A 21,449-nucleotide genomic window follows, 5' to 3' on the forward strand; every position below is an offset into this window, starting at 1 on the left:
CAAACCGATGATAGTCCACGAACCCCGCTACAGCAAAGAAGAATTTGCCAAAGCCGGCGATGAGATTTATGAATCTCAAGTGCGCCCTCAAGTCGAGACAGGCGATCGTGGTAAGATTGTGGCGATCGACATTCAGACAGCAGCTTTTGAAGTTGACGCCAGTGAAATCGCTGCTTGCGATCGCCTCGAAGCCCGTCATCCAGATGCTCAAATCTGGATTGTCCGCATTGGTTCTCGCCATGTCCGTCGAGCGGGAGTTGTTGACGTACAAAATATCATCACAATACCTGCTAAAAGTGCTACAAGCTGCTAAAAATAAAACCATCCTTAGCGCCGATCGATACTCAATTGACAAACAAAAATAATCTGCGGTAAAATTAGAAATAAAGCACGGATAATTCCCAAATAAACGATCGACATTGAGACAGCAGCTTTTGAAGTTGACGCCAGTGAAATCATTGATCGTTGGCTCTAGGCGCAGTGACTTACACTAGCCGTTTTTCAAATATTTACCCAAAAACTCTAGCTGGTTCACCATTTCCTCTGCTGTTTTATTAGCAGTTAGTTCCAGAATAGCTCGAACTTGCTCACCGACAGAATATTCTTGTGAAAGCAGTGCAATGCCAGCATGAGATTCTTCTCTGGCGAGGAACTCGTTATGTAACTGGCAAAAGTCTCCAATATTGTGACTGTACAAGACTCTACTTTGAGTCGCAGCTAACCGAAGTTGTTCTTCGTCTATTAACCCTTCTGTTTGAGTTTCGTTGACGGTTGTGACATCAACTTGACGCGCTCGTAATGCTCGCAGTAGAGACTGATCTTGCGAGTCTTCATCTAGATAAAGCCGGATTTCACTCATGCTTTTTGACCCGACTTGTTGTGCAGAGCTTCTAGACGCTTAGCCTCTGATGCTTGATGGAGCAAATCGGCTTCGATTTCTGCGGTATTGGCATGGTAGTAGGTGAGTGCGGCGTAGATTTCGGCGAGGGTGAGATGTCCGACGCGATCGCAAATTTCTTCAGCGTTAAGTCCGCGTTTGTACCAAGTGACAATTCGCCGAACGGTGACACCTTTGCCGACGATGTGAGGACATCCGCCGTGCAGTCCGGGGGTGCGTGCGATCAGTGTACCAATGTCGATCGAGACTGCTGTTGTCATGGCGATCGCCTTTTCAAAAGACTGAGCTATTGTTACAGGATAACAGGTGCGCGATGATTTGTGTCGCCGATCGGGCGATCGCTCAATTCGCTCTATAAGCTCTCGGTGTTAAACCTGTAAATTACAGAAACTGTTTGCTTAAATGACTATACAGACAGATTGAGGAGGCTGAATGAAAACCTCGATCGCCCAGGCCAACATTAAAGAACAACCGTTGAAACGATCTCAAACCGATGATAGTCCACGAACCCCGCTACAGCAAAGAAGAATTTGCCAAAGCCGGCGATGAGATTTATGAATCTCAAGTGCGCCCTCAAGTCGAGACAGGCGATCGTGGTACGATGGTGGCGATCTAATCAGTAAACGGGCGATCGATCGCAGTTTCAACCCGATTCGCCGTCAAGAAATTCTATCTACCGCTCAAACTATCCGTAGTCAAATAGTCGCGATCGCGCTTCCTTATACTATAATTCAGATACCAACCTTTGTTGGAGTATTTTTTATGTCCCTGCAACAGCTTCAGGAAACAGTCTGCCAACTCTCAGTCAGCGATCGCCTTGCCCTGCTAAGTGCGATCGTTCAATCACTACAAAATACCCCGGAAATCGAGAATTGGCAATATTTAACTGCACGTCCCCATGCTTGGCGCAAACAACTTTACATTAAGGGGCGTAAATTACTGGCATCGACTATTTGGCGAGACATGACTGCTAATGGGATGTCACCCGAACAAGCTGCCGAAAATTGGGATTTACCGCTGTCTGCTATCTATGAAACAATCAATTATTGTCAGAGTCACCAAGAACTCATAAAATTAGAAGCAGACGAGGAACGCTATCGATTGGAAGCAAAAGGAGTTCAACTTGAGTCTACGAATGCTGCTTGATGAAGATTCTCAAGCAAAGTATTTGGTCAATCTTCTTCAATCCGTCGGTCACGATGTAGCTACAGTCAATACACTGGATTTAATGAATCGTCCAGATTCAGTTGTGCTAGATGCTGCGAGGCAAAATGAGAGAGTGCTGCTGACACGGAATTGTGATGACTTTCACCAATTGCATCAAGCAAACCCAAAACATTCAGGAATTTTGGCAGTTTATCAAGATTCCGAGGCTTCCAAGAACATGAGTTATCAGGCGATAGTCAAGGCAATTGATAATTTAGAAACAGCAGAATATGACCTCAAAAATCAGTTTGTTGTTCTCAATCAATGGAGTTATTAATCTACTCTCTCCACATCTACCCCTGACAGCGATAGCATTTGAGCCACTTTCCCTACCGTTAAACCCATTCCCAAAAGTTGTCCGATCGCATCCCGTTGAGTTTCCACAGGTGCGATCGACATTTATTGTACTCGCATTCGGTTGCATCAAACTGCGATCGCGCGCGATCGCCCCAGTTACCGAAGAACTGGGTAAAAGCCCCGTCCTTCGCTTGACGGCTTTAATTTATTCATGTACTGTAAAGATTTATCGTATTTATACGCACAAAGCCGTATAAATACGATAAGCTAATTCTATGATAACACTAGAGTACAAGTTAAAAGGCAAAGCAAAGCAGTATCAGATCATCGACGACATGATCAGGACTGCTCAGTTTGTCCGAAACAAAGCTCTTAGGTACTGGATTGACAATCAAGGAGTTAAGCTAGTTGACCTCTACAAACAATGCGCCGTGATGGCAAAAGAGTTTGAATGGGCAAGAAAACTTAACTCAATGGCACGCCAAGCTTCGGCTGAACGTGTCATTTTTGCTGTTCAACGTTTCTTCGCTAATTGTAAAGCGAAGAAGCCTGGAAAGAAAGGATATCCGCAGTTCAAGAAACATACTCGCTCAGTAGAATATAAGACATCAGGATGGAAGCTTTCTACCGACAAAAGATGCTTGACATTTACGGATGGTTTTACTGCGGGTACTTTCAAACTCGTTGGTAGTCGGGATCTACACTTCTACGCTTCGAGTGAAATCAAGCGAGTTAGGGTTGTACGTCGGGCTGATGGCTACTATGTTCAGTTTTGCATCAACGTAGAACGAACGGAGGAAATTAGCCCAACAGGTAAAGCCATTGGAATAGATGTTGGATTAAACCATTTCTATACCGATAGCAATAGCGAGGCCGTCCCGAATCCTCGCCCCCTGCGAAAAAGCGAAAAAGCTTTAAAGCGAGCGCAGCGAAAAGTCTCTAGGAAGAAGAAAGGTTCCAGTAATCGCAAAAAAGCGATTAACAAGTTAGGGAGAAGACACCTCAAAGTTAGTAGGCAGCGTAAAGACTTCGCCATAAAGACGGCGTTGTACGTAGTAAAATCTAACGATTTTGTAGCTTACGAAGATTTGCAGGTCCGGAACATGGTAAAGAACCATAAGCTCGCCAAATCGATTAGCGATGCAGCTTGGAGTCAGTTTGCTCAGTGGTTACAATACTTTGGGAAAGTGTACGGCAAAACAGTAATTACTGTTAATCCTCAGTACACTTCTCAAGATTGCTCAGCTTGTGGAAATAGAGTCAAAAAGTCGTTGTCGGTCAGGACACATATCTGTGGATGCGGTGCGGTATTAGACCGCGATCACAATGCCGCGCTGAACATTTTGGCCCTCGGGCTGAAACAGGCAGGAATCATTTTAAATACGGTGGGGCACACCGAAATTAACGCTTGGGGACAGAACGACCTCTACTCATTGGTGGTGATCAAACAGAGATAAGTTCGACTGGCTGATCCAAGAATCCCCACGCCTCGACAGCTGGGGAGTGTCAAACTCTGTACTCCCATTTAATACCACTACCAAAAAGTAACATAACTTTACGATAGCTTCCCAACCCTGCTCCTATTAGTTGCCGAGTCAATCTAAAATCTAAAATCTAAAATCTAAAATCGATCGACTCATTCTACTTTTTTAGTAGTGCCCAAGTAATGTATCATTATCACCAAACCTCAAGCAACAAAAATTTCCGTGTTAGAAGCCTTCGTATTTGGCACAGTATTGTGCGGTTTTTTTGGTATCATCCTTAAAAAGAACCTGGTGATGAAGATCGTCTCTATGGACGTGATGAGTACCGGTGTAATTGCCTATTATGTCGTCGTGGCATCCCTCAATGGCTTGTTCACGCCAATTATGGGAGATGTCAAAAATAGAGCTTTCGCCGATCCAGTCCCCCAAGGAATCATCTTAACTGCGATCGTCATCGGCTTTTCGATTCAAGCCCTGATGCTGGTGGGTGTAATGAAGCTAGCACGGGATAATCCCACATTGGAAGCCAGCGAGATCGAGAAAAATAACACCCCGTAAACCCAATCCATGAATATTATTACGATCGCTTGGCTGACCATACCATTTTTTATCGGGTTCGTCATTTATCTACTTCCCAAGCTTGACAAATATCTAGCCTTAGCAGTCACCTTTGTTTCGGCCGGCTATGCGCTACAACTATTTCTCGAAAAGTCGCCCCTCAAACTCAAGTTACTAGATAATTTCGGCGTTGAAGTAGTCGCAGATCAGTTAGGCGCTTACTTTATCTTGACAAATGCCATAGTAACTGCTGCCGTGATTTTCTACTGTTGGCACAGCGGTAAATCAGCCTTCTTTTACTCCCAGATGATTATTCTGCATGGCAGTATAGATGCTACCTTTATCTGTGTAGATTTTATCAGTTTATATGTAGCCTTAGAAGTCAGCGGGATTGCAGCTTTTCTGTTAATTGCCTATCCTCGCACCGATCGCTCTTTATGGGTAGCCTTGCGCTATCTATTTGTCAGCAACACCGCCATGCTATTTTATCTAGTGGGCGCAGTGCTAGTCTATCAAAAACATAATTCCTTTCTGTTTGACGGTTTAAAAGGTGCGCCACCAGAAGCTTTAGCCCTGATTTTTCTGGGATTGTTGCTCAAAGGCGGGATTTTTGTATCGGGATTCTGGCTGCCGCTAACTCACTCAGAATCAGAAACCCCAGTATCTGCCCTACTCTCAGGAATAGTCATCAAAGCAAGTATCTTACCTTTGTTGCGCTGTGCTTTGGTTTCGGAGGATATTGATACAATCGTCAGGATTTTTGGTGTAGGAACAGCTTTAATGGGAATATCCTATGCCATCTTTGAAAAAGATACCAAACGGATGCTGGCTTGGAGCACAATTTCCCAGTTAGGCTTTATTCTAGCAGCACCGGCAGTCGGCGGATTTTATGCGCTCGCTCACGGTTTAGTTAAATCTAGTCTCTTCTTACTTGCCGGTTCCTTACCAAGTCGCAGCCTCAAGGAACTACAATCAAAGGCGATCGATCCTACCCTGTGGATTGCCTTAGTTATCGCCAGTCTCTCGATTTCCGGCTTTCCCTTGTTGGCAGGCTTTGGGACAAAAGTGTTGACGGGAAAAAATCTCTTACCTTGGCAAGTCATCGCCATGAATATAGCCGCCGTAGGTACTGCTATATGCTTCGCCAAATTCATCTTTATACCTCGCGGAGAAAAACAAGAAGTCAAGCCCGGTTTGTGGCCCGCCGTCATCCTGTTAATTGGCGGGCTAATTGTCGCAAACATAGTCTACTTAGATGCTTATAGCATTGAAAGTATCATCAAAGCAGTGGGCACGATCGCGATTGGGTGGCTGATTTATGTTTTAATTATTAAACGGTTGGCGATCAAGCTGCCGCGTGCAATTGAGAAATTCGATCATCTAGTAGGTGTCATGACTCTAACCTTGATCGTACTATTTTGGATGGCATTAGCTACAGGAACCAACACTTAAATCAAAAAAATGCGATCGCTCGCAGTAAAGGTATGCAGGAGATATTTGGTAAAAGTAAAAACTATCTCCGTTTATCTGCCTGATATCTGCGGTTTTCGCACATCAAAGATTTAGGCAATAAATCTCAGAAGGAAAAAAGATGATTGGAAGTTTCATATTGCGATTGACAATTTGGTTTTTGCTGACAGCGGATTTCACCGTACAAAATATCATCATTGGTATAGTAATCGCATTTCTCCTACCCCGCGGCAATACACCCCCGGAAAGCATAAAGGAATGGCTCAGTATGCTCAAAAAAATCCTGATTGCGATTCCAATAGCATACATTGAAGCCGTTGAAATTATCATCCGTCCCCATAACGGAGAAGACATGATTCTGGAACGGGCCAAAATGAAACGATCGCCAATCATGATATTTTTGGATGTATTCCTGATTACCTTTACCCCCAAAACAATTGTGGTGACATACAACCAAGAAGGCTGCTACGAAGTCCACCGGATTCTGCCGGGGAGGGAAAATCCATGAATTGGTTCTTGATTGCGATGATTGCAGCAATGCTCATCCCCATGTACGAAGCATGGGAAGATGATAATGTTTGGCAGAAAATGCTAGCCTTGGGCAGTATTTCCACCAAGGCAGGAATTATGACTTTGTTCATATCTGTCTTGCGCGATGATTGGATGATTGGGGCGGTGGGGGCGATTATCCTCACAGTTGGAAATGCAGGATTAATGCTGCTGGCACACATCATAAAACGATTGGATGACCTATGATTGATCTGTTGAGTTATCTGTTTATCGGCGTAGGAATAGTCTTCTGGTTTTGGGGGACTTCTCACCTAATCGGCAAGCGATCGGTATTATTTAAGTTACACAGTCTTTCGGTTGCAGATACCTTGGGTTCGATCCTAATCGTGATCGGGCTGCTGATCAAAATACCTAGTAGATGGCCACTGCTAACTTTGGCAATTCTTTCCTTAGCAATTTGGAATACCATGCTGGGATATGTGATAGCACACTGTTCGAGTGAAGAGGCAGAAAATCAGACGGAGTTCCCCACAGAGACATTATGAATGACGATAGCTATATCTATATCTTAACTGCACTGTTGCCCTTGGCTGCTTGTATGGTAGTAGTTCAGGTTAATCCCTACTATGCCCTAGTCATTCGCGGCATATTAGGCGCAATAGCCGCATTGATATATTCCGTTTTTGGGGCGGCAGATGTGGCTTTGACGGAAGCCTTGATGGGTACGATGCTGGCAATCACGCTATATGCAGTGGCGGTGCGATCGTCCTTGGTGATGCGTTTGGGCGTGTTGGAAGAGGAGACAGTCGAGTCGGATGGCGATGTTTTGAAGGTAGAGCTGACAGTAGAGAGTCCCCGCGATTTTAACTCATTGATGAAGGATTTTCGCCGAATTTTTAGCAAGTATTATCTCCGCATTGAGGTAGTACCTTTCACCTGTCAGGAGGCTTTACATCGCGCCTTGATGGAAAAAGAAATTCATGCAAGTTGTGTGCCTGTGCTAGATAGCGATGCAGCAGGTGAGGCTGAAACCAAACATTATCGAACTGTGACGAGAATTCAACGGCTTTATGACATCATGCAAGCCGAGATTTCATCAATAAATACCAGTCTGACTTACAAAAATGCTACGGATTTAGCGGAGGATAATCAATGAAATGGGTTTACATTGCGGCGGGGATAGTGCTTTACATTAAAATGCTATTTTTAGCCAATCCATCGTCAGGTTTATCAGGTTTGGCGATCGTAGAATTGATTGTCAAGGATAGTGGAATTCCGAATGTAGTATCGGCGATTATTTTCCGCAATCGCCTTTATGACACGATTTTTGAAGTGGTGGTATTTACGATCGCCATTATGGGCGCTAATTTTCTATTAGCCACCGAAAGACCATCCTGCACAATATATCAGTTTACCGATCAACCTTCGATTGTGTTAGCCCGTTTAGGAGCGACTATTTCGGCTTTGGTGAGTATTGAATTGTCACTGCGGGGCCATTTGACTCCCGGAGGCGGTTTTGCGGCCGGTGTAGCGGGGGGAACTGCGATCGGTTTGGTGGCGATTACTTCCTCATCCGAGTGGATGCAGCGGATTTATGAGCGATCGCACGCAGCAACTTGGGAGAAGATTTCAGTATTGGTGTTTGTGGTGTTATCTGCGATCACTTTGTGTGGGTACGAATTGCCGCACGGACAATTTGGGGCTTTGGTGAGTGGTGGTGTGGTTCCTCTGTTGAATATTTTGGTGGCTGTAAAGGTGGCTTTGGGCTCATGGGCGGTGGTATTGATTTTTATTCGCTACCGCGGTTTGTTGTGATGGATTTCTAGGGGATTTTGGAGGGAAACAGTGGTTCTATGTTTGGGCTGCTGTTGTTCTGTTGTTCTGTTGTTATGGCGATCGCACTTTGAAGAGACTGAGCTACTGTTAGGGGATAGCTGTTGTGCGATCGATTTGTGTCGCAAGGGCGATCGGCCAAATTCAGAATTATAGCCATCTTAGACGGACAGCTTTTCAGTAATATCCGCTTAAAATGTGGAAAATAGCCTGCAATTTACCTATCTATATAGTAAGATCCAGTAGATATATGAAAAAAATCTGTTTAATAAATGTTTGGGGTGCATCTCAATGAAGGCAAATATGTTTGTAGGGGCGAAGCATGACCGCAGTCAATATGGGATTGTAACTAATAACTTATATGCGGTCATGCTTCGCCCTCTTCAAAAGTGAGATGCACCCAATGTTTGTCCGCATACCCAGACCAAGAAGCAAATAGCTAATGCGAAGTGAAAATCAAGTATTGACATACACAGAAGAGCCAAACTCGGTGTCTTCAAACAATTCAGACAAGATAGTATCAAGTGAGTATCGAATATCTTTTGAGCAATATACCAAAGAACCAGATATCCAGCCTCTTTTAATGCTAGGAAACGCACTTAAAATACTGCATCAATTACCAGACTCATGTATTGATTTTGTGATGACTTCTCCCCCTTATTGGGGAAAGCGCGAGTACGAAAATGGAGGAATTGGTCTAGAAAAAGATTACCGTGATTATGTAAGAAACCTAGCAGATATTGTTATCGAAATCAAACGAGTCCTCAAAAATAAAGGGTCATTTTGGCTAAATATTGGTGATTCTTATCAGAATAAAAGTCTGCTGGGGATTCCGTGGCATATTGCATTTGAACTTACTGAAAAACAAGGTTGGATTCTTCGTAATAGCATTATTTGGAACAAAGTAAAGAGCGGTATGGATAACACAAAAGACCGTCTTGGTAATGTTCACGAAAATGTATTTCACTTTGTGAAGCAGCCGAAGTATTACTACAACGCAGATGCCATTAGATCAAAGCCACGGGAGGCAAAAGTCGTAAATGGAGCGGTCGTTTCTGCTACTGGGGTTTCTGGCGTGCGATATAAGCGCCAGATCGAACTATCTACCTCTTTGAATCAAAAGGAGAAGGTAGAAGCTTTTGAGGCGCTTGAGAAAATGCTCGCCGACATTGCTGTTGGGCGAATCTCCGATTTTCGGATGGTAATTCGTGGACAACAACGTGCGACGCACTCTGATAGTGAAAAAGTTTCTGGACGAGCCAAGGAACTTCGGAATAAGGGTTTTTATTTTCTTCGTTATCATCCGAAAGGAAGTAAACCCGCTGATGTTTGGGACATTATTCCTGAAGATACTCAGAAGAGGTATGCACACTTCGCTCCATACCCAGAAGACCTTTGCCTGATTCCGATTCTCGCTACCTGTCCAGAGGGCGGTATCATCCTCGATCCTTTTTGTGGTACAGGTACAACACTCGTTGTAGCCCGAAATCTCGGCAGAAAATCTGTCGGTATAGACCTTTCACCCCAGTATCTCAAATTATCACGAGAAAGGTGTGCATGACTCCTATGAATAAAGTTAATGAACTATTCGGGCACTCCACAGGAAAACGCAGTGAAAATTGGCAGCAAATTGTTGAAAAACAGCAGTGTCCTTTTCTAGGTAAAAAGTGTTACAAGGTTAGGAAAAGCGATCCAGACATATCAATAGGTACGTGCACAGTTCTCTACGGGCGACCTCTAGAACCAATACTTATTTGTCCAACTCGACTGATCGATAGACGCCAGATTTTTACTGACTGCTTTCATTTGCTCACTACTCATGAACCCGGAAATGAGCTACATATAGTCCCGGAGATTTCTATTCCAGGTGGAAGCGTAGATTACTTTCTAGTTTCTACTAAAGATGGCAAAGTTAAAGACTTTGTGGGAATCGAGCTTCAAACTATTGATACTACTGGCACGGTATGGCCAGAACGGCAACGTTTACTTAAAGAATTTGGCATTGACAGAAATGATGAAGCTGAGAAGTCTAATAAGCCCTATGGTATGAATTGGAAAATGACCGCAAAAACAACTTTAGTACAGATGCATCATAAAATTCAAACATTCGAGCATATCAACAAGAAACTTGTTTTGGTCATTCAGGACAAACTTCTCGCTTATATGGAACGGGAGTTTAACTTTTCCCATCTCAAAAATCCGGCTGCCATCGGTGATTCAATGCACTTTCACGCATATCTGATGAATAAGCAATCAGATGAATCATATAGGCTGGTTATGCAATCGAGACTAAGCACAGACGCGGACGGGATTGGTATGTGTCTCGGTCTTCAAGTTGAAGCAAGAGTTGAGCTAGAACAAATTCTTCTGGCTCTTCAAGGAAAACTCTCTCAGTCAACACTTTTTGTTCCAGTATAGATGAAATATGTGTATAAACTATCAGGAACTCATAAGGCGCTGCACCGGATGATAATTCCACTGAGTTCCATTCCAGTAGTCAACGCGATCGATCGCACACACACGCATTCCCCCAATTCCCACGCTCTTTTCATCGCAAGATCGATCGACATTCATCATCTCTCTGCACCGATCGCTCCATAGGGTAAGATTGTAGCGATCGACATTTAGACTACATCATCCGCCCGCCCTTGGCGCCAATCTCTCCAGACAGCACCTGAACCACTTGCTATCTCGCTACCGCCACCACCGCCACGCCCGATCGCAGATAGCTCCTAATTCTACAACCATTAGGTCGATCGACTAATATCTGCGATCGCCCAGAAGAGCCAATTTCTCGATCGCATTAGATCAAAAGAGCGATCGCAACTTCTCAATTCATCTCGCCGACAACTCCCATCAATTTTTGTAAATACCATGCGACAATGCGAAAAAAATGAATTACGATAGGTAATAATCATAATTAATTTTGAGTCCATATAGGATTTCCAGCATCGAGTTTAACTCATAAAAGTTATTGGTTGGTATCGACGAGTGATTAGGGCTGGTTATGGAAAATATGAAACTATCAAGCCAATCATACTGTTGTAAAATTAATAGTATTTGCAGTCAAGAGCATAGATAAAACAATTATTTGCTATGGCAGTCACGTAGAAACAATTTGATAAATTCGTCAAAAATCTGAAATAATTCTCGCATCTTCATCCTGGCAGTTGCCGCAGTCAATAGTCAACAAAATAGCAGTTGTTGAGCAGTTATATTAACAGTTGACACCACAATAAATTATGCCATAAATAAGAAATGGTATAGGTATGAGTGATGAAGTAAAAGAGAAAATCTTCGACCATCAGTTTACCAGTAAGGCAGTTGGTAAAAGCACAGGTTTAGGATTGGTAATTGCTTACGCCATTGTGGTTGACACACATGGTGGGACTCTGGAGGTAAATTCAACTCCCGGTAACGGTGCAGAGTTTGCGATCGCAATACCTCTGAAAGCCAAGCCGAAAACAGTTGCTTCATCTCAACAGCTAATTAATGTTGATGCGTGATAACAATGTACCAGTAGCCGAGGGCTTTGTCTAAAACCTTCGCACCGCACGCACATTCATCGCCCGAATTGCCGCCACCCATGCGTCGCGCCCTTTATCCGAATCTCTCCACATCAGCCACCAACAACAGAAGGGCGATCGGCAATATAGAACCCATTTGACATCTTTGAGTTTTTGGGTTGGGTGACGATAAATACCGAGATTAACCCGGTTTCTGAGATTTACGTCCGGGGCAAGAAACCGGGTTTCTACGAGTTTTTGGGTTGGGAAGCAGAAATACCCAGAGAAACCCGGTTTCTGAGATTTACGCAGAATATATCTCAAATGGGTTCTATAGACCTTTTGCCAGCAAAATGCTAGAACTGAGTCAGAGGTTTGACAACCAAGGGATTGTCAAATTTCTGCAAACGTATGTTTAGTAATGCTAAGGCAAATAAAAATTTTTAGCCTTAAATTATAGCACAATCAACCCCATTTTTAAATTAAAAAAGATGAATCCCCATCCATTATTCAGTAAAATTATAAGGCTTCGACTAAAGCTTAGCGTAATTATTGCTTTTGTATTCCAGATATTCGGCGCTGTGCGAATTGTGAGATACCTGCCCTTCACAAATAGCGATCGAGCCGATCGCCAACTCCCAGCACCAAAGCCAAAATTAGGCATCAAACCAACCTTTTTCAGTTTATGTGCGATCGCACTTACCCTGACATTTGTCCTGAATGCCTGTACTTTCGGACACAACCAATCGCTGAAGCCTTTGCGGGTAGGAATCACAAGCTGGGTGGGATTTGATGTTGTACTTTACGCTCAAGCCTCAGAACTCTTCAAACAACGAGGACTCAAGGTGGAATTTGTGCGATTTGATAACCAACAAGATTCTAGTCGCGCGGTGATGAGCGACCGATTAGATGCAGCATTTATTTCTGTTTGGGATGTGATGCAAGTCGATGCAGATAATCGACAGCCTGTGGTTTTAATGACGACCAATATTTCTGCTGGTTCTGATGGAATTGTCGCCAAACCAGAAATTAACTCACTAGAAAATTTGCGAGGAAAACGAGTCGGCGCCAAGCTGGGAACTGTCAATCATTTAATTTTGTTAGAAGCATTGAAGGCTCATCAAATCAAACCTGCTGATGTGCAGATTCTTGATTATTCTAATGAAGTAGCAGCCCAAAAACTTAGTTCAGAAGACATAGACGCCGCCATTCTGTGGCAACCACTGCTCGGAGAAACGGCTAAAACTATCAATGGTAATGTGATTTATACCACCAAACAAGTGGACAGCCTGGTGATTGATATTTTCATGTCCAATGACAGAACAGTGAAAGCGAAACAAGCAGAACTAACGCAGTTTATTTTGGCTTGGTTTGATGTGATGCACGCTGTTGAAACCAAGCCGAATCAAGTATTTGAAGTGGTAGCAAAAAAACTTGGACAAAGCAGTGCATCCTTTGCCAGTGATTATGCTGGGCTGAAAAAAGGAGATATTGCCATGAATCAGCGGATGTTCCAGACAAATGGTCGGCTAAGTTCGGCAAAAACCCAAATTATCCAACTGCTAAAAGCAGATCCGCGTCACGGTAGGGTGATTCGGCAAGATGTGAAGATTGATGGCTCACTTGTCAGCAAAGCAATGGAGGTATGGAAGCCATGAATCGCCAATCCAAATCCTCCAAAAACTACTTATCCCGTCAACTGCTGACAAGTTTTGCTATTTCCCTCGCCACAGTAGGTTTAACCACGTTGGGATTCAACTACTTTCTGATTGAATCAAAGCTGGAACAAGAGCTAAAACAACGCGCTCAATCAATTACCCAAGGTGTCGGATTTTCGACAGAAGGTTTAATCGAATTGGGGAATACCAGCATTATCAAGCGCGTTGTCCAGAACTATGCCACACTACCCACTGTGGTGGAAGTGGCGATCGTCACTCCTGATGGAGAAACCCTCGCTCGCAGCGGAGCAGAATTGCAAAATCCTTCCTATGCCTCGATTCATCCAGAATTGGCACAGGTGCTAGAACAAGCTTCTCTAACAGGCACAGATATCAGCCTCCGCACTGCTGTAGATGGCAAGCCTGCATTGGTCGAAATTTTGCCTTTTAGCAGCACGTTGTTTGGTTCGATCGATCGCCGGGGATTGACGATCGCAATTCTCGACGTTGAACAACTGCAACAACAAGCATGGCAGACGTTCTCAGCATCTACAGTTACTTTAATCATTGGGATGTCGGTAATTCTCGCATTGATGGCTGCGATGATTCAGCGATCGATCTTGCAACCACTCCAGCGATTAAATAAAGCCGTCACTGAAAGTCAAAGCACTGACTATTTCGTCATACCTAGTGGATTGTCCGATAACGAAATCCAATTTCTTGCTCAGACAATTCAAGACGCTGTGACTACACGAATTCAAGCCTATCAGCAACTAGAAGCAGAAATTGCCCAGCGCAAACAAATAGAAGCAGCATTGCAACTGGCAAAAGAAGCCGCCGAAGTCGCCAACCGCACCAAAAGCACCTTCCTCGCTAACATGAACCACGAACTGAGAACCCCCCTCAACGGCATTTTAGGCTATGCCCAAATCCTCCAACACGACCCCACCAGCACCACCAAGCAACAAAAAGGCTTGGGCATAATCCATCAGTGCGGCTCTCACTTGTTGACACTGATTAATGACATTCTGGATCTGTCCAAACTGGAAGTGCAGAAAATGGATCTCTACCCCCAAGACTTCCATCTGGCAAACTTCCTCACCACCACCGTGGAAATGTGCCGCCTCAAAGCCGAGCAAAAAGGTATTGCATTCCATTACGAACCCGATCGCAATTTACCCACCGCCATCCATGCTGACGACAAACGTTTGCGGCAAGTATTGCTAAACTTGCTGAGTAATGCAGTCAAATTTACCGACTCTGGTAACGTGACATTTACTGTGGAGGAAGTCGGGAATATCGAACAGGAAAATACCAAATTAACTCGCCTGCGTTTCCAAGTAGAAGACTCAGGGATTGGCATAGCCCCGGAAAAATTGGCATCCATCTTTTTACCCTTCGAGCAAGCAGGAAAACGCGATCGCAACAGCGAAGGGACTGGATTAGGACTAGCAATCAGCCAGCAAATCGTGCAGGTGATGGGCAGTACGATTCAAGTTAACAGCATACCAGGTAAAGGCAGCACTTTCTGGTTTGAGGTGGATTTACCCGCCGCGGCTAATTCGCTCAATCAGCCTCAGACAGCACATGAAAAGATTATCGGCTATCAGGGCGAACCGCGTAAAATTTTAGTAATTGACGATCGCCAAGAAAACCGTGCCGTGATCGTCGGGATGCTGCAACCGCTTGGCTTCAAGCTAGCGGAAGCCGATGACGGACAGACGGGACTGGATATCGCCATCCAAATGCGTCCAGATTTGATTATTACCGATGTGATCATGTCTCAGATGGATGGGTTGGAAATGACTCGCCGCCTGCGCCAACTGCCGGATTTTGCCCAGACTCCCATTATTGCTTCCTCAGCCAGCCTGTCTCAGGTGGATATGCAGCAAGCGATGGATGCCGGTTGCAATAGTTTTTTCCCCAAGCCGATCGACTTTACCGGATTGCTAAGCGAGTTGCAGCGTCACTTAGAGTTGCACTGGATTTATGAAGCTGTACCAGAAATTCTTGAATCATCTGTCATAGATTCCCAGACTGCCGATTGGATTGTACCACCAGCCACGGAACTAAAAGCTCTCTATCAGGCAGCAAAAGACGGTTTTATGGCGGATATTCAACAGGAAGCCGATCGCCTCAAACAAGTCGATCGGCAATATGCGCCCTTTGCCAACAAAATGCTAGAACTGAGTCAGAGGTTTGACGATGAAGCCATTCTCAATTTGGTGGAACCGCATTTGTAGTAAAGCTATGGGAAATTTAACTTTTAACTTGAAATTTTAATTAGAACATAATCAACCAGTTTTTAGGTCAAATATATATACATGAAGACCAATCGATCGTCCAGTCAAGTCCTAAGATTTCCACTACAACTTGTCCTGATTGTACCTTTCGTGTTGCAAATTTTTGGCGCGGTGGGACTGGTAGGATACCTATCATTCAAAAATGGTCAAAAAGCAGTTCACGATCTCGCAGAACAGTTAATGAATCGCACCAGCAGCGCGGTGGATCACCATTTGGATGCTTACCTGGCAATTCCCCACCAAGTTATCCAGATCAATGCCAATGCTATTCGCCTGGGATTAATCGATGTGCGCGATCGGCAAACCGTTGGCAAATACTTCTGGCACCAAATGCAAGCCTATGACTTGAGCTACATTGGTATTGCATTGACAACAGGTGGTGGAACTGGCGCTGCTCGCTTTGATGGTCAAACGATTACGATCGATGACTGGGAGCGCTCTCCAGGAAAGGTGAAAACCTATACAACCAACGATCGAGGCGAACCGACGCAAGTGGTGAATACCTACGATTTCGATAACTTTAGTTCCCCCTGGTACACGGAGCCAATCCACAAAAATCGACCGATCTGGTCTCAAATTTATACTGTCTATATTGAGAAGTATCCTTACATTGCCGCATCAGCCGGTCGTCCAATTTACGATCGGAATAATCAATTGCTTGGCATGGTGGGAGCCGATATTCACCTTCTCAAATTGAGTGAATTCTTGCGAAATCTAGACGTGGGAGACTCAGGGCAAGTGCTGATAGTAGAGCGAAATGGTATGTTGATTGCCAACTCTAGCGAAGTCCAACCCTTTACGGTAGACCATAAACAGAAAGCGATTAAACGGCTTAAGGCGATCGACAGTCCAGATCCAAAAATTCGCGAAATTGCCCAACAGCTTCAGCAACGGATTGGCGATTTCCAAACCATCAAAGAGCCAAAAAATATCCAATTGAGCCTGCAAGGGGGAAATAACTATGTGACGGTTATCCCCTGGCAAGATGCCTACGGATTAGATTGGCTCGTGGTAACGAGTGTGCCAGAAATCACTTTCATGGGACAGATCGATGCCAATACGCGAACTACCATTCTGCTTTGTTTTGGAGCGCTGGTAATCGCCACGGGGATTGGGATCTTAACTTCTCGCTGGATTGCGCGTCCTATCCTGCGTTTAAATCAGGCAAGTCGGGCGATCGCATCCGGTGACTGGAAACAGACAGTTAAAGAAGGAAATATTGAGGATTTGAACACTCTTGCCAACTCCTTTAACCACATGGCACAGCAATTGCGTGCATCCTTCACCGCTTTAGAAAAAAGTAATACTAATCTAGAAGAACGGGTAGAAGAACGTACCGCTGAACTCAAACAAGCCGCATTAGCCGCCGAAGTCGCCAACCGCACCAAAAGTACCTTCCTTGCCAACATGAACCACGAACTAAGAACCCCCCTCAACGGCATCCTCGGCTATGCCCAAATCCTCCAGCGCGACTCCGCCACTAACGACAAGCAACATCAGGGCTTGGACGTGATTCACCAGTGCGCTTCTCATTTGTTGACACTGATTAATGACATTCTGGATCTGTCCAAACTGGAAGCGCAGAAAATGGATCTCTATCTTCAGGATGTCCATTTGGCAAACTTCCTTACCACCACTGTGGAAATGTGCCGGATCAAAGCCGAGCAAAAAGGTGTTGGTTTCCAGTACAAACCCGATCGCAATTTACCCACCGCCATCCATGCTGACGACAAACGCCTGCGACAAGTATTGCTAAACTTGCTGAGTAATGCGGTCAAATTTACCGACTCTGGTAACGTGACATTTACGGTTGAGGAAGTCGGGAATCGGGAACAGGAAAACAGCCCATTTACCCGCATTCGTTTCCAAGTAGAAGACTCAGGCATTGGCATTGCGCCGGAAAAACTGGTATCAATCTTTTTACCCTTCGAGCAAGCCGGAAAACGCGATCGCAACAGCCAAGGAACTGGATTAGGATTGTCGATCAGTCAGCAAATCGTGCAGGTGATGGGCAGCACCATTCAAGTCAGCAGCACCCTTGACAAAGGCAGTAGCTTCTGGTTTGAGGTTGATTTCGCCACCCCTGCCGATTGGCTGAATCAGCCCGAGACAGCGAATCAAAAGATTATCGGCTATCAGGGCGAACCGCGTAAAATTTTAGTAATTGACGATCGCCAAGAAAACCGTGCCGTGATCGTCGGGATGCTGCAACCGCTTGGCTTCAAGCTAGCGGAAGCCGATGACGGACAGACGGGACTGGATATCGCCATCCAAATGCGTCCAGATTTGATTATTACCGATGTGATCATGTCTCAGATGGATGGGTTGGAAATGACTCGCCGCCTGCGCCAACTGCCGGATTTTGCCCAGACTCCCATTATTGCTTCCTCAGCCAGCCTGTCTCAGGTGGATATGCAGCAAGCGATGGATGCCGGTTGCAATAGTTTTTTCCCCAAGCCGATCGACTTTACCGGATTGCTAAGCGAGTTGCAGCGTCACTTAGAGTTGCAGTGGATTTATGAAGCTGTACCAGAAATTTTTGAATCATCTGTCATAGATTCCCAGACTGCCGATTGGATTGTACCACCAGCAGCCCAAATGACAGCTCTTTACCGGGCAGCCCAAGACGGTTTTATGGCGGATATTCAACAGGAAGCCGATCGCCTCAAGGAACTCGATCGGCAATATGTACCTTTTGCCAACAAAATGCTAGAACTGAGTCAGAGGTTTGACGACGAAGCGATTCTCAATTTATTGCAACCGTATTTTTACTAAGGCCACACGCAATCAATACTTGTAAAATAAAAATAATGTAACATTAAGTTAATTTGAGCCAATGAATTCAACAATTATTGTGTAGTATTTTTACCCAAGGGTATCAAAATGCAAAAAACCCGCTCATCAAGATTTTAAAGTTGTTTTTAATTTGTATTTTTTTCAGGAGTTAACCAGTGTCAGTAGAAACCGCAACCCCAATCGGAACCATTCTCGTGGTGGATGATAACCCTACCAATATTCAGGTTTTATTTGATATATTGAGCGAGATCGGATACCGAGTGGCGATCGCCAAAAGTGGCGAAGCTGCCCTCCAACGACTCCAATCTTACCATCCCGATCTGATTCTCCTGGATGTGATGATGCCGGGAATTGATGGGTTTGAAACCTGTGAGCGACTCAAAGCCAATGCTGCTACCTCCAATATTCCCGTAATTTTTATGACAGCCCTGTCAGATTCGACAGATAAAGTGAAAGGGTTAAGCGTGGGTGCCGTCGATTACATTACCAAGCCCATCCAGCAGGAAGAAGCCCTGGCAAGGATTCGCGTTCACATGAAACTGCGCGATGCCCAAAAGAAAGTTGAACAACGCACGATCGAACTTTCAAGAGCGCTAAACGATCTCAAAAAGGCCCAAGTGCATCTGGTACAAAGCGAAAAAATGTCATCCCTGGGCCAATTAGTGGCTGGTGTAGCCCACGAAATCAACAATCCCGTCAATTTCATCTCTGCCAACATCCAACCCGCCAAAGAACACATTCAAGATTTGATGACTTTTCTGGAGTTGTACCGAGAATGCTATCCCCAGCCCCATCCCAAAATTCAAGCTTGGATGGAGGATGTGGATGTGGATTATCTGCAAGAAGATTTGCCCAAGCTGCTCAATTCTATGCAATTAGGGAGCGATCGCATCTGCCAACTCGTCCTTTCTCTCCGCAATTTCTCCCGGCTGGATGAAGCGCAAGTCAAACCTGTCGATATTCACGAAGGTATCGACAGCACCTTACTAATTTTGCAGCATCGCCTCAAAGCCAGCCCGGATCGTCGCACCATTCAAGTCATCAAAGACTATGGACAGTTGCCAATGGTAGAATGCTACCCCAGTCAACTCAATCAAGTATTTATGAATTTGCTCAGCAATGCGATTGATGCGTTGGAAGAGGGCATCAGGACAATACCCAAATTACCTAATCCCACGATTGCGATCCACACCTTCAGTGCAGATACTAACTGGGTGACGATCGCAATTTCCGATAACGGCACTGGCATTTGTGATGAAGTGCGATCGCAACTTTTCGATCCCTTTTTCACCACCAAATCGGTTGGGAAAGGCACCGGATTGGGACTGTCTATCAGCCATCAAATCGTTACTGAAAGACATCGTGGCAAGATTGATTGTTATTCTCAACCGGGCCGTGGCAGCGAGTTTGTGGTGCAGATTCCCGTCGAGCAAAGAATCCCTCAAGTTGCTTAGGGGAATCTTGATACTGAGGGCATGGAAATTGCGATCGGTTGAAAGTAATTCGGCTGAGATTGAAACTTCATAAAAAAACTCGGTAAGTGGGAAACGAGCGTGGCTTGATCCCGCTCGTGGGAAACGACACGGGTGGTTTTAACCACCGTGAATCTTTCCATCACCGCGCAAGGGAATTGCTTGGCTCTTGTGTACTTTTGTAATGTACTCTCAATGGGACAATTACCATTTCAAGCTTCACAATCCGCGATCGCATAATGGTTGCCTTTGTTGGGCATCCCTTGCGGGGTAATGTTCGCTTGTCGGTCAATGTTATGAGGGCTTTTTCCGGCTAGCAGCACTGACGAGAGTGACTTTAAGACTGTTTAACCACGCTTCGATAGAGCGGAAAACTAGCGTCGCATTCTCCGGTATCGTGACCCAAATAACGTAGACCTCAAAAGTCTTAGGCCCGTCAGAATAGCTTACTCGATTACTCTTGCAAGCGAGCGTGTCTTTAGACCTGAGTTCCTGACTATACCTTTTGCCTCATTCCTTTTAACCAAATTTTGGGACGGGCGAGACGCCCATCCCACAACCCCAAAAAATTGTGGGATGGGCGTCTCGCCCGTCGCGATTACGTTCCCATAAGTTTGAAATCCGAACAAAGCGTTAATCCAATCGTATTGGGTTGTGTGCGATCTATCGCCCGACATTCTAGACAAATTGTTTCCCACAGTCCTTACAGCGATAGCACTGTTTTCCCCTACGATACCCATTTTTCGATAGCTGCGCCGATCGACAATGGGGGCATATCATTACTTTCATTACATCTTTGAACTGAGCATCCCCAACATATGGCTCTAAATACGACACCAGCAAGGGTTCAATCTCGTCCATTAACCGCTGGCGGTGTTGCAGATTGGGCGTCCGCAGTGCTGCCAGCATTACCGCATTGCTGCTGTGGACGCACACCTCTGCCAACAGACTGCACTGCCCTTGACTCAAGGCCAAATTCCGCTGCTGCAATAGGCTTGCCATGAAGTTAATCGCTTCCTGAGTCATGCTTTCATCGATCGACTGGAAAATTTGGCGTGTCGTGTAAAATTGCACAAAAACCACGCGCGACACGGGGTGTTCAAATAAGTCTGCCGCCGCAGAGGCGATCGCGTGAATCATTTCGCCCAGCGGTAACTGGACAATTTCCGGCGTATTTGTCTGCTCCCAAAAACGCTTGACGCGATCGATATGCCGCAACTCCATCGCCTTAAAAATGGCGGCCTTATCGGGAAAGAATTGATACAGAGAGCCGATCGCTGTTCCTGCTTTTGCCGCAATCAGATGCGTCGTGGCCGCTGCATAGCCGATTTCGTCAAATACTGCTGCCGCTGCGTCCAGAATTTTGTCAACCCGCTCTTTCCCTCGCTGCTGTTTGGGCTGACGGCGCAGATTTCTTGACGAATGTGAATGTTCTGTCATATTCTAGAAACACGACGG

29 protein-coding genes are annotated in these 21,449 nt (G+C 45.1%); 22 read left to right on the forward strand and 7 right to left on the reverse strand.

Features of this window, described 5'->3' with window-relative positions:
• The first annotated feature begins 7 nt into the window (after positions 1-7).
• Complete coding sequence (locus QZW47_RS17405) at positions 8-313, forward strand: hypothetical protein (protein ID WP_293129045.1); 306 nt, start codon at positions 8-10, stop codon at positions 311-313.
• 177 nt (positions 314-490) lie between these two features.
• On the opposite strand, the gene QZW47_RS17410 is transcribed toward QZW47_RS17405, so the two are convergent.
• Together QZW47_RS17410 and QZW47_RS17415 are read right to left on the reverse strand one after the other, a co-directional pair.
• The gene (locus QZW47_RS17410; protein ID WP_293129047.1) at positions 491-859 is read right to left on the reverse strand and encodes a DUF5615 family PIN-like protein; all 369 of its coding nucleotides are present in this window, start codon (positions 857-859) and stop codon (positions 491-493) included.
• Positions 856-1,158, reverse strand: a complete 303-nt coding sequence (locus QZW47_RS17415) for a DUF433 domain-containing protein (protein WP_293129049.1) — start codon at positions 1,156-1,158, stop codon at positions 856-858. Before QZW47_RS17415 ends, QZW47_RS17410 begins: the two co-directional genes overlap by 4 nt.
• Positions 1,159-1,391: 233 nt before the next feature.
• On the opposite strand from QZW47_RS17415, the gene QZW47_RS17420 reads away from it, so the two are divergent.
• From QZW47_RS17420 to QZW47_RS17430, 3 genes are all read left to right on the forward strand, one after another.
• Entirely contained in the window at positions 1,392-1,514 is a 123-nt protein-coding gene (locus QZW47_RS17420; protein ID WP_293129051.1) for a hypothetical protein, read from the forward strand.
• A 146-nt stretch (positions 1,515-1,660) separates the two neighbouring features.
• Entirely contained in the window at positions 1,661-2,044 is a 384-nt protein-coding gene (locus tag QZW47_RS17425; RefSeq protein ID WP_293129053.1) for a hypothetical protein, read from the forward strand.
• Complete coding sequence (locus tag QZW47_RS17430) at positions 2,034-2,381, forward strand: DUF5615 family PIN-like protein (RefSeq protein ID WP_293129055.1); 348 nt, start codon at positions 2,034-2,036, stop codon at positions 2,379-2,381. The genes QZW47_RS17425 and QZW47_RS17430 overlap by 11 nt, the downstream gene beginning before the upstream one ends.
• Here the strand turns inward: QZW47_RS17430 and QZW47_RS17435 are convergent.
• The gene (locus QZW47_RS17435) at positions 2,378-2,503 is read right to left on the reverse strand and encodes a hypothetical protein (RefSeq protein WP_293129057.1); all 126 of its coding nucleotides are present in this window, start codon (positions 2,501-2,503) and stop codon (positions 2,378-2,380) included. The two genes, QZW47_RS17430 and QZW47_RS17435, sit on opposite strands and share 4 nt — an antisense overlap.
• Here QZW47_RS17435 and QZW47_RS17440 point away from each other — a divergent pair.
• The 9 genes from QZW47_RS17440 (at position 2,491) to QZW47_RS17480 (ending at position 8,238) form a co-directional block, all read left to right on the forward strand.
• Entirely contained in the window at positions 2,491-2,658 is a 168-nt protein-coding gene (locus QZW47_RS17440) for a hypothetical protein (protein ID WP_293129059.1), read from the forward strand. The two genes, QZW47_RS17435 and QZW47_RS17440, sit on opposite strands and share 13 nt — an antisense overlap.
• A gap of 18 nt (positions 2,659-2,676) precedes the next feature.
• Positions 2,677-3,858, forward strand: coding sequence for a transposase (locus tag QZW47_RS17445; protein WP_293129061.1), 1,182 nt, complete (start codon positions 2,677-2,679; stop codon positions 3,856-3,858).
• 249 nt (positions 3,859-4,107) lie between these two features.
• Positions 4,108-4,443 carry an NADH-quinone oxidoreductase subunit K gene (locus tag QZW47_RS17450; RefSeq protein WP_293129063.1) on the forward strand — a complete coding sequence of 112 codons (336 nt, stop codon included), beginning with the start codon at positions 4,108-4,110 and terminating at the stop codon, positions 4,441-4,443.
• A 9-nt stretch (positions 4,444-4,452) separates the two neighbouring features.
• Positions 4,453-5,895, forward strand: coding sequence for a cation:proton antiporter (locus QZW47_RS17455; protein ID WP_293129065.1), 1,443 nt, complete (start codon positions 4,453-4,455; stop codon positions 5,893-5,895).
• A gap of 139 nt (positions 5,896-6,034) precedes the next feature.
• Positions 6,035-6,421 (forward strand): Na+/H+ antiporter subunit E, encoded by a 387-nt coding sequence (locus QZW47_RS17460; RefSeq protein WP_293129067.1) that lies wholly within the window; start codon positions 6,035-6,037, stop codon positions 6,419-6,421.
• Entirely contained in the window at positions 6,418-6,669 is a 252-nt protein-coding gene (locus tag QZW47_RS17465) for a hypothetical protein (protein WP_293129069.1), read from the forward strand. Before QZW47_RS17460 ends, QZW47_RS17465 begins: the two co-directional genes overlap by 4 nt.
• Entirely contained in the window at positions 6,666-6,968 is a 303-nt protein-coding gene (locus QZW47_RS17470) for a monovalent cation/H(+) antiporter subunit G (protein WP_293129071.1), read from the forward strand. The genes QZW47_RS17465 and QZW47_RS17470 overlap by 4 nt, the downstream gene beginning before the upstream one ends.
• Positions 6,965-7,579 carry a DUF4040 domain-containing protein gene (locus tag QZW47_RS17475; RefSeq protein WP_293129073.1) on the forward strand — a complete coding sequence of 205 codons (615 nt, stop codon included), beginning with the start codon at positions 6,965-6,967 and terminating at the stop codon, positions 7,577-7,579. Before QZW47_RS17470 ends, QZW47_RS17475 begins: the two co-directional genes overlap by 4 nt.
• Complete coding sequence (locus QZW47_RS17480; RefSeq protein WP_293129075.1) at positions 7,576-8,238, forward strand: Na(+)/H(+) antiporter subunit B; 663 nt, start codon at positions 7,576-7,578, stop codon at positions 8,236-8,238. Before QZW47_RS17475 ends, QZW47_RS17480 begins: the two co-directional genes overlap by 4 nt.
• Before the next feature lie 7 nt (positions 8,239-8,245).
• Here QZW47_RS17480 and QZW47_RS17485 read toward each other — a convergent pair whose 3' ends face one another.
• Positions 8,246-8,416 carry a hypothetical protein gene (locus tag QZW47_RS17485; RefSeq protein WP_293129077.1) on the reverse strand — a complete coding sequence of 57 codons (171 nt, stop codon included), beginning with the start codon at positions 8,414-8,416 and terminating at the stop codon, positions 8,246-8,248.
• A 303-nt stretch (positions 8,417-8,719) separates the two neighbouring features.
• On the opposite strand from QZW47_RS17485, the gene QZW47_RS17490 reads away from it, so the two are divergent.
• Together QZW47_RS17490 and QZW47_RS17495 are read left to right on the forward strand one after the other, a co-directional pair.
• Entirely contained in the window at positions 8,720-9,817 is a 1,098-nt protein-coding gene (locus QZW47_RS17490) for a site-specific DNA-methyltransferase (RefSeq protein WP_293129079.1), read from the forward strand.
• Positions 9,818-9,822: 5 nt separating this feature from the next.
• Positions 9,823-10,674, forward strand: a complete 852-nt coding sequence (locus QZW47_RS17495) for a NotI family restriction endonuclease (RefSeq protein WP_293129081.1) — start codon at positions 9,823-9,825, stop codon at positions 10,672-10,674.
• A gap of 21 nt (positions 10,675-10,695) precedes the next feature.
• Here QZW47_RS17495 and QZW47_RS17500 read toward each other — a convergent pair whose 3' ends face one another.
• Both QZW47_RS17500 and QZW47_RS17505 read right to left on the reverse strand, forming a co-directional pair.
• Complete coding sequence (locus QZW47_RS17500) at positions 10,696-10,833, reverse strand: hypothetical protein (protein ID WP_293129084.1); 138 nt, start codon at positions 10,831-10,833, stop codon at positions 10,696-10,698.
• Between the two features lie 170 nt (positions 10,834-11,003).
• Entirely contained in the window at positions 11,004-11,192 is a 189-nt protein-coding gene (locus QZW47_RS17505) for a hypothetical protein (protein ID WP_293129086.1), read from the reverse strand.
• 333 nt (positions 11,193-11,525) lie between these two features.
• On the opposite strand from QZW47_RS17505, the gene QZW47_RS17510 reads away from it, so the two are divergent.
• From QZW47_RS17510 to QZW47_RS17540, 7 genes are all read left to right on the forward strand, one after another.
• Positions 11,526-11,762 carry an ATP-binding protein gene (locus QZW47_RS17510; RefSeq protein ID WP_293129088.1) on the forward strand — a complete coding sequence of 79 codons (237 nt, stop codon included), beginning with the start codon at positions 11,526-11,528 and terminating at the stop codon, positions 11,760-11,762.
• A gap of 26 nt (positions 11,763-11,788) precedes the next feature.
• Entirely contained in the window at positions 11,789-11,923 is a 135-nt protein-coding gene (locus QZW47_RS17515; RefSeq protein ID WP_293129090.1) for a hypothetical protein, read from the forward strand.
• A 22-nt stretch (positions 11,924-11,945) separates the two neighbouring features.
• Positions 11,946-12,122: a hypothetical protein gene (locus QZW47_RS17520; RefSeq protein WP_293129092.1), complete on the forward strand. Its 177-nt coding sequence runs from the start codon at positions 11,946-11,948 to the stop codon at positions 12,120-12,122.
• Between the two features lie 230 nt (positions 12,123-12,352).
• Positions 12,353-13,420, forward strand: a complete 1,068-nt coding sequence (locus QZW47_RS17525; protein WP_293129094.1) for an ABC transporter substrate-binding protein — start codon at positions 12,353-12,355, stop codon at positions 13,418-13,420.
• Entirely contained in the window at positions 13,417-15,663 is a 2,247-nt protein-coding gene (locus QZW47_RS17530) for an ATP-binding protein (protein WP_293129096.1), read from the forward strand. Before QZW47_RS17525 ends, QZW47_RS17530 begins: the two co-directional genes overlap by 4 nt.
• An 81-nt stretch (positions 15,664-15,744) precedes the next feature.
• Positions 15,745-18,498: a hybrid sensor histidine kinase/response regulator gene (locus tag QZW47_RS17535; RefSeq protein ID WP_293129098.1), complete on the forward strand. Its 2,754-nt coding sequence runs from the start codon at positions 15,745-15,747 to the stop codon at positions 18,496-18,498.
• A gap of 176 nt (positions 18,499-18,674) precedes the next feature.
• Positions 18,675-19,973 carry a response regulator gene (locus QZW47_RS17540; protein ID WP_293129100.1) on the forward strand — a complete coding sequence of 433 codons (1,299 nt, stop codon included), beginning with the start codon at positions 18,675-18,677 and terminating at the stop codon, positions 19,971-19,973.
• A gap of 696 nt (positions 19,974-20,669) precedes the next feature.
• Here the strand turns inward: QZW47_RS17540 and QZW47_RS17545 are convergent.
• Complete coding sequence (locus QZW47_RS17545) at positions 20,670-21,431, reverse strand: TetR family transcriptional regulator (protein WP_293129102.1); 762 nt, start codon at positions 21,429-21,431, stop codon at positions 20,670-20,672.
• Positions 21,432-21,449: the final 18 nt, after the last annotated feature.

Source organism: Microcoleus sp. bin38.metabat.b11b12b14.051 (genome assembly GCF_013299165.1).
In the GTDB taxonomy this organism is placed as follows: Bacteria; Cyanobacteriota; Cyanobacteriia; order Cyanobacteriales; family Microcoleaceae; genus Microcoleus.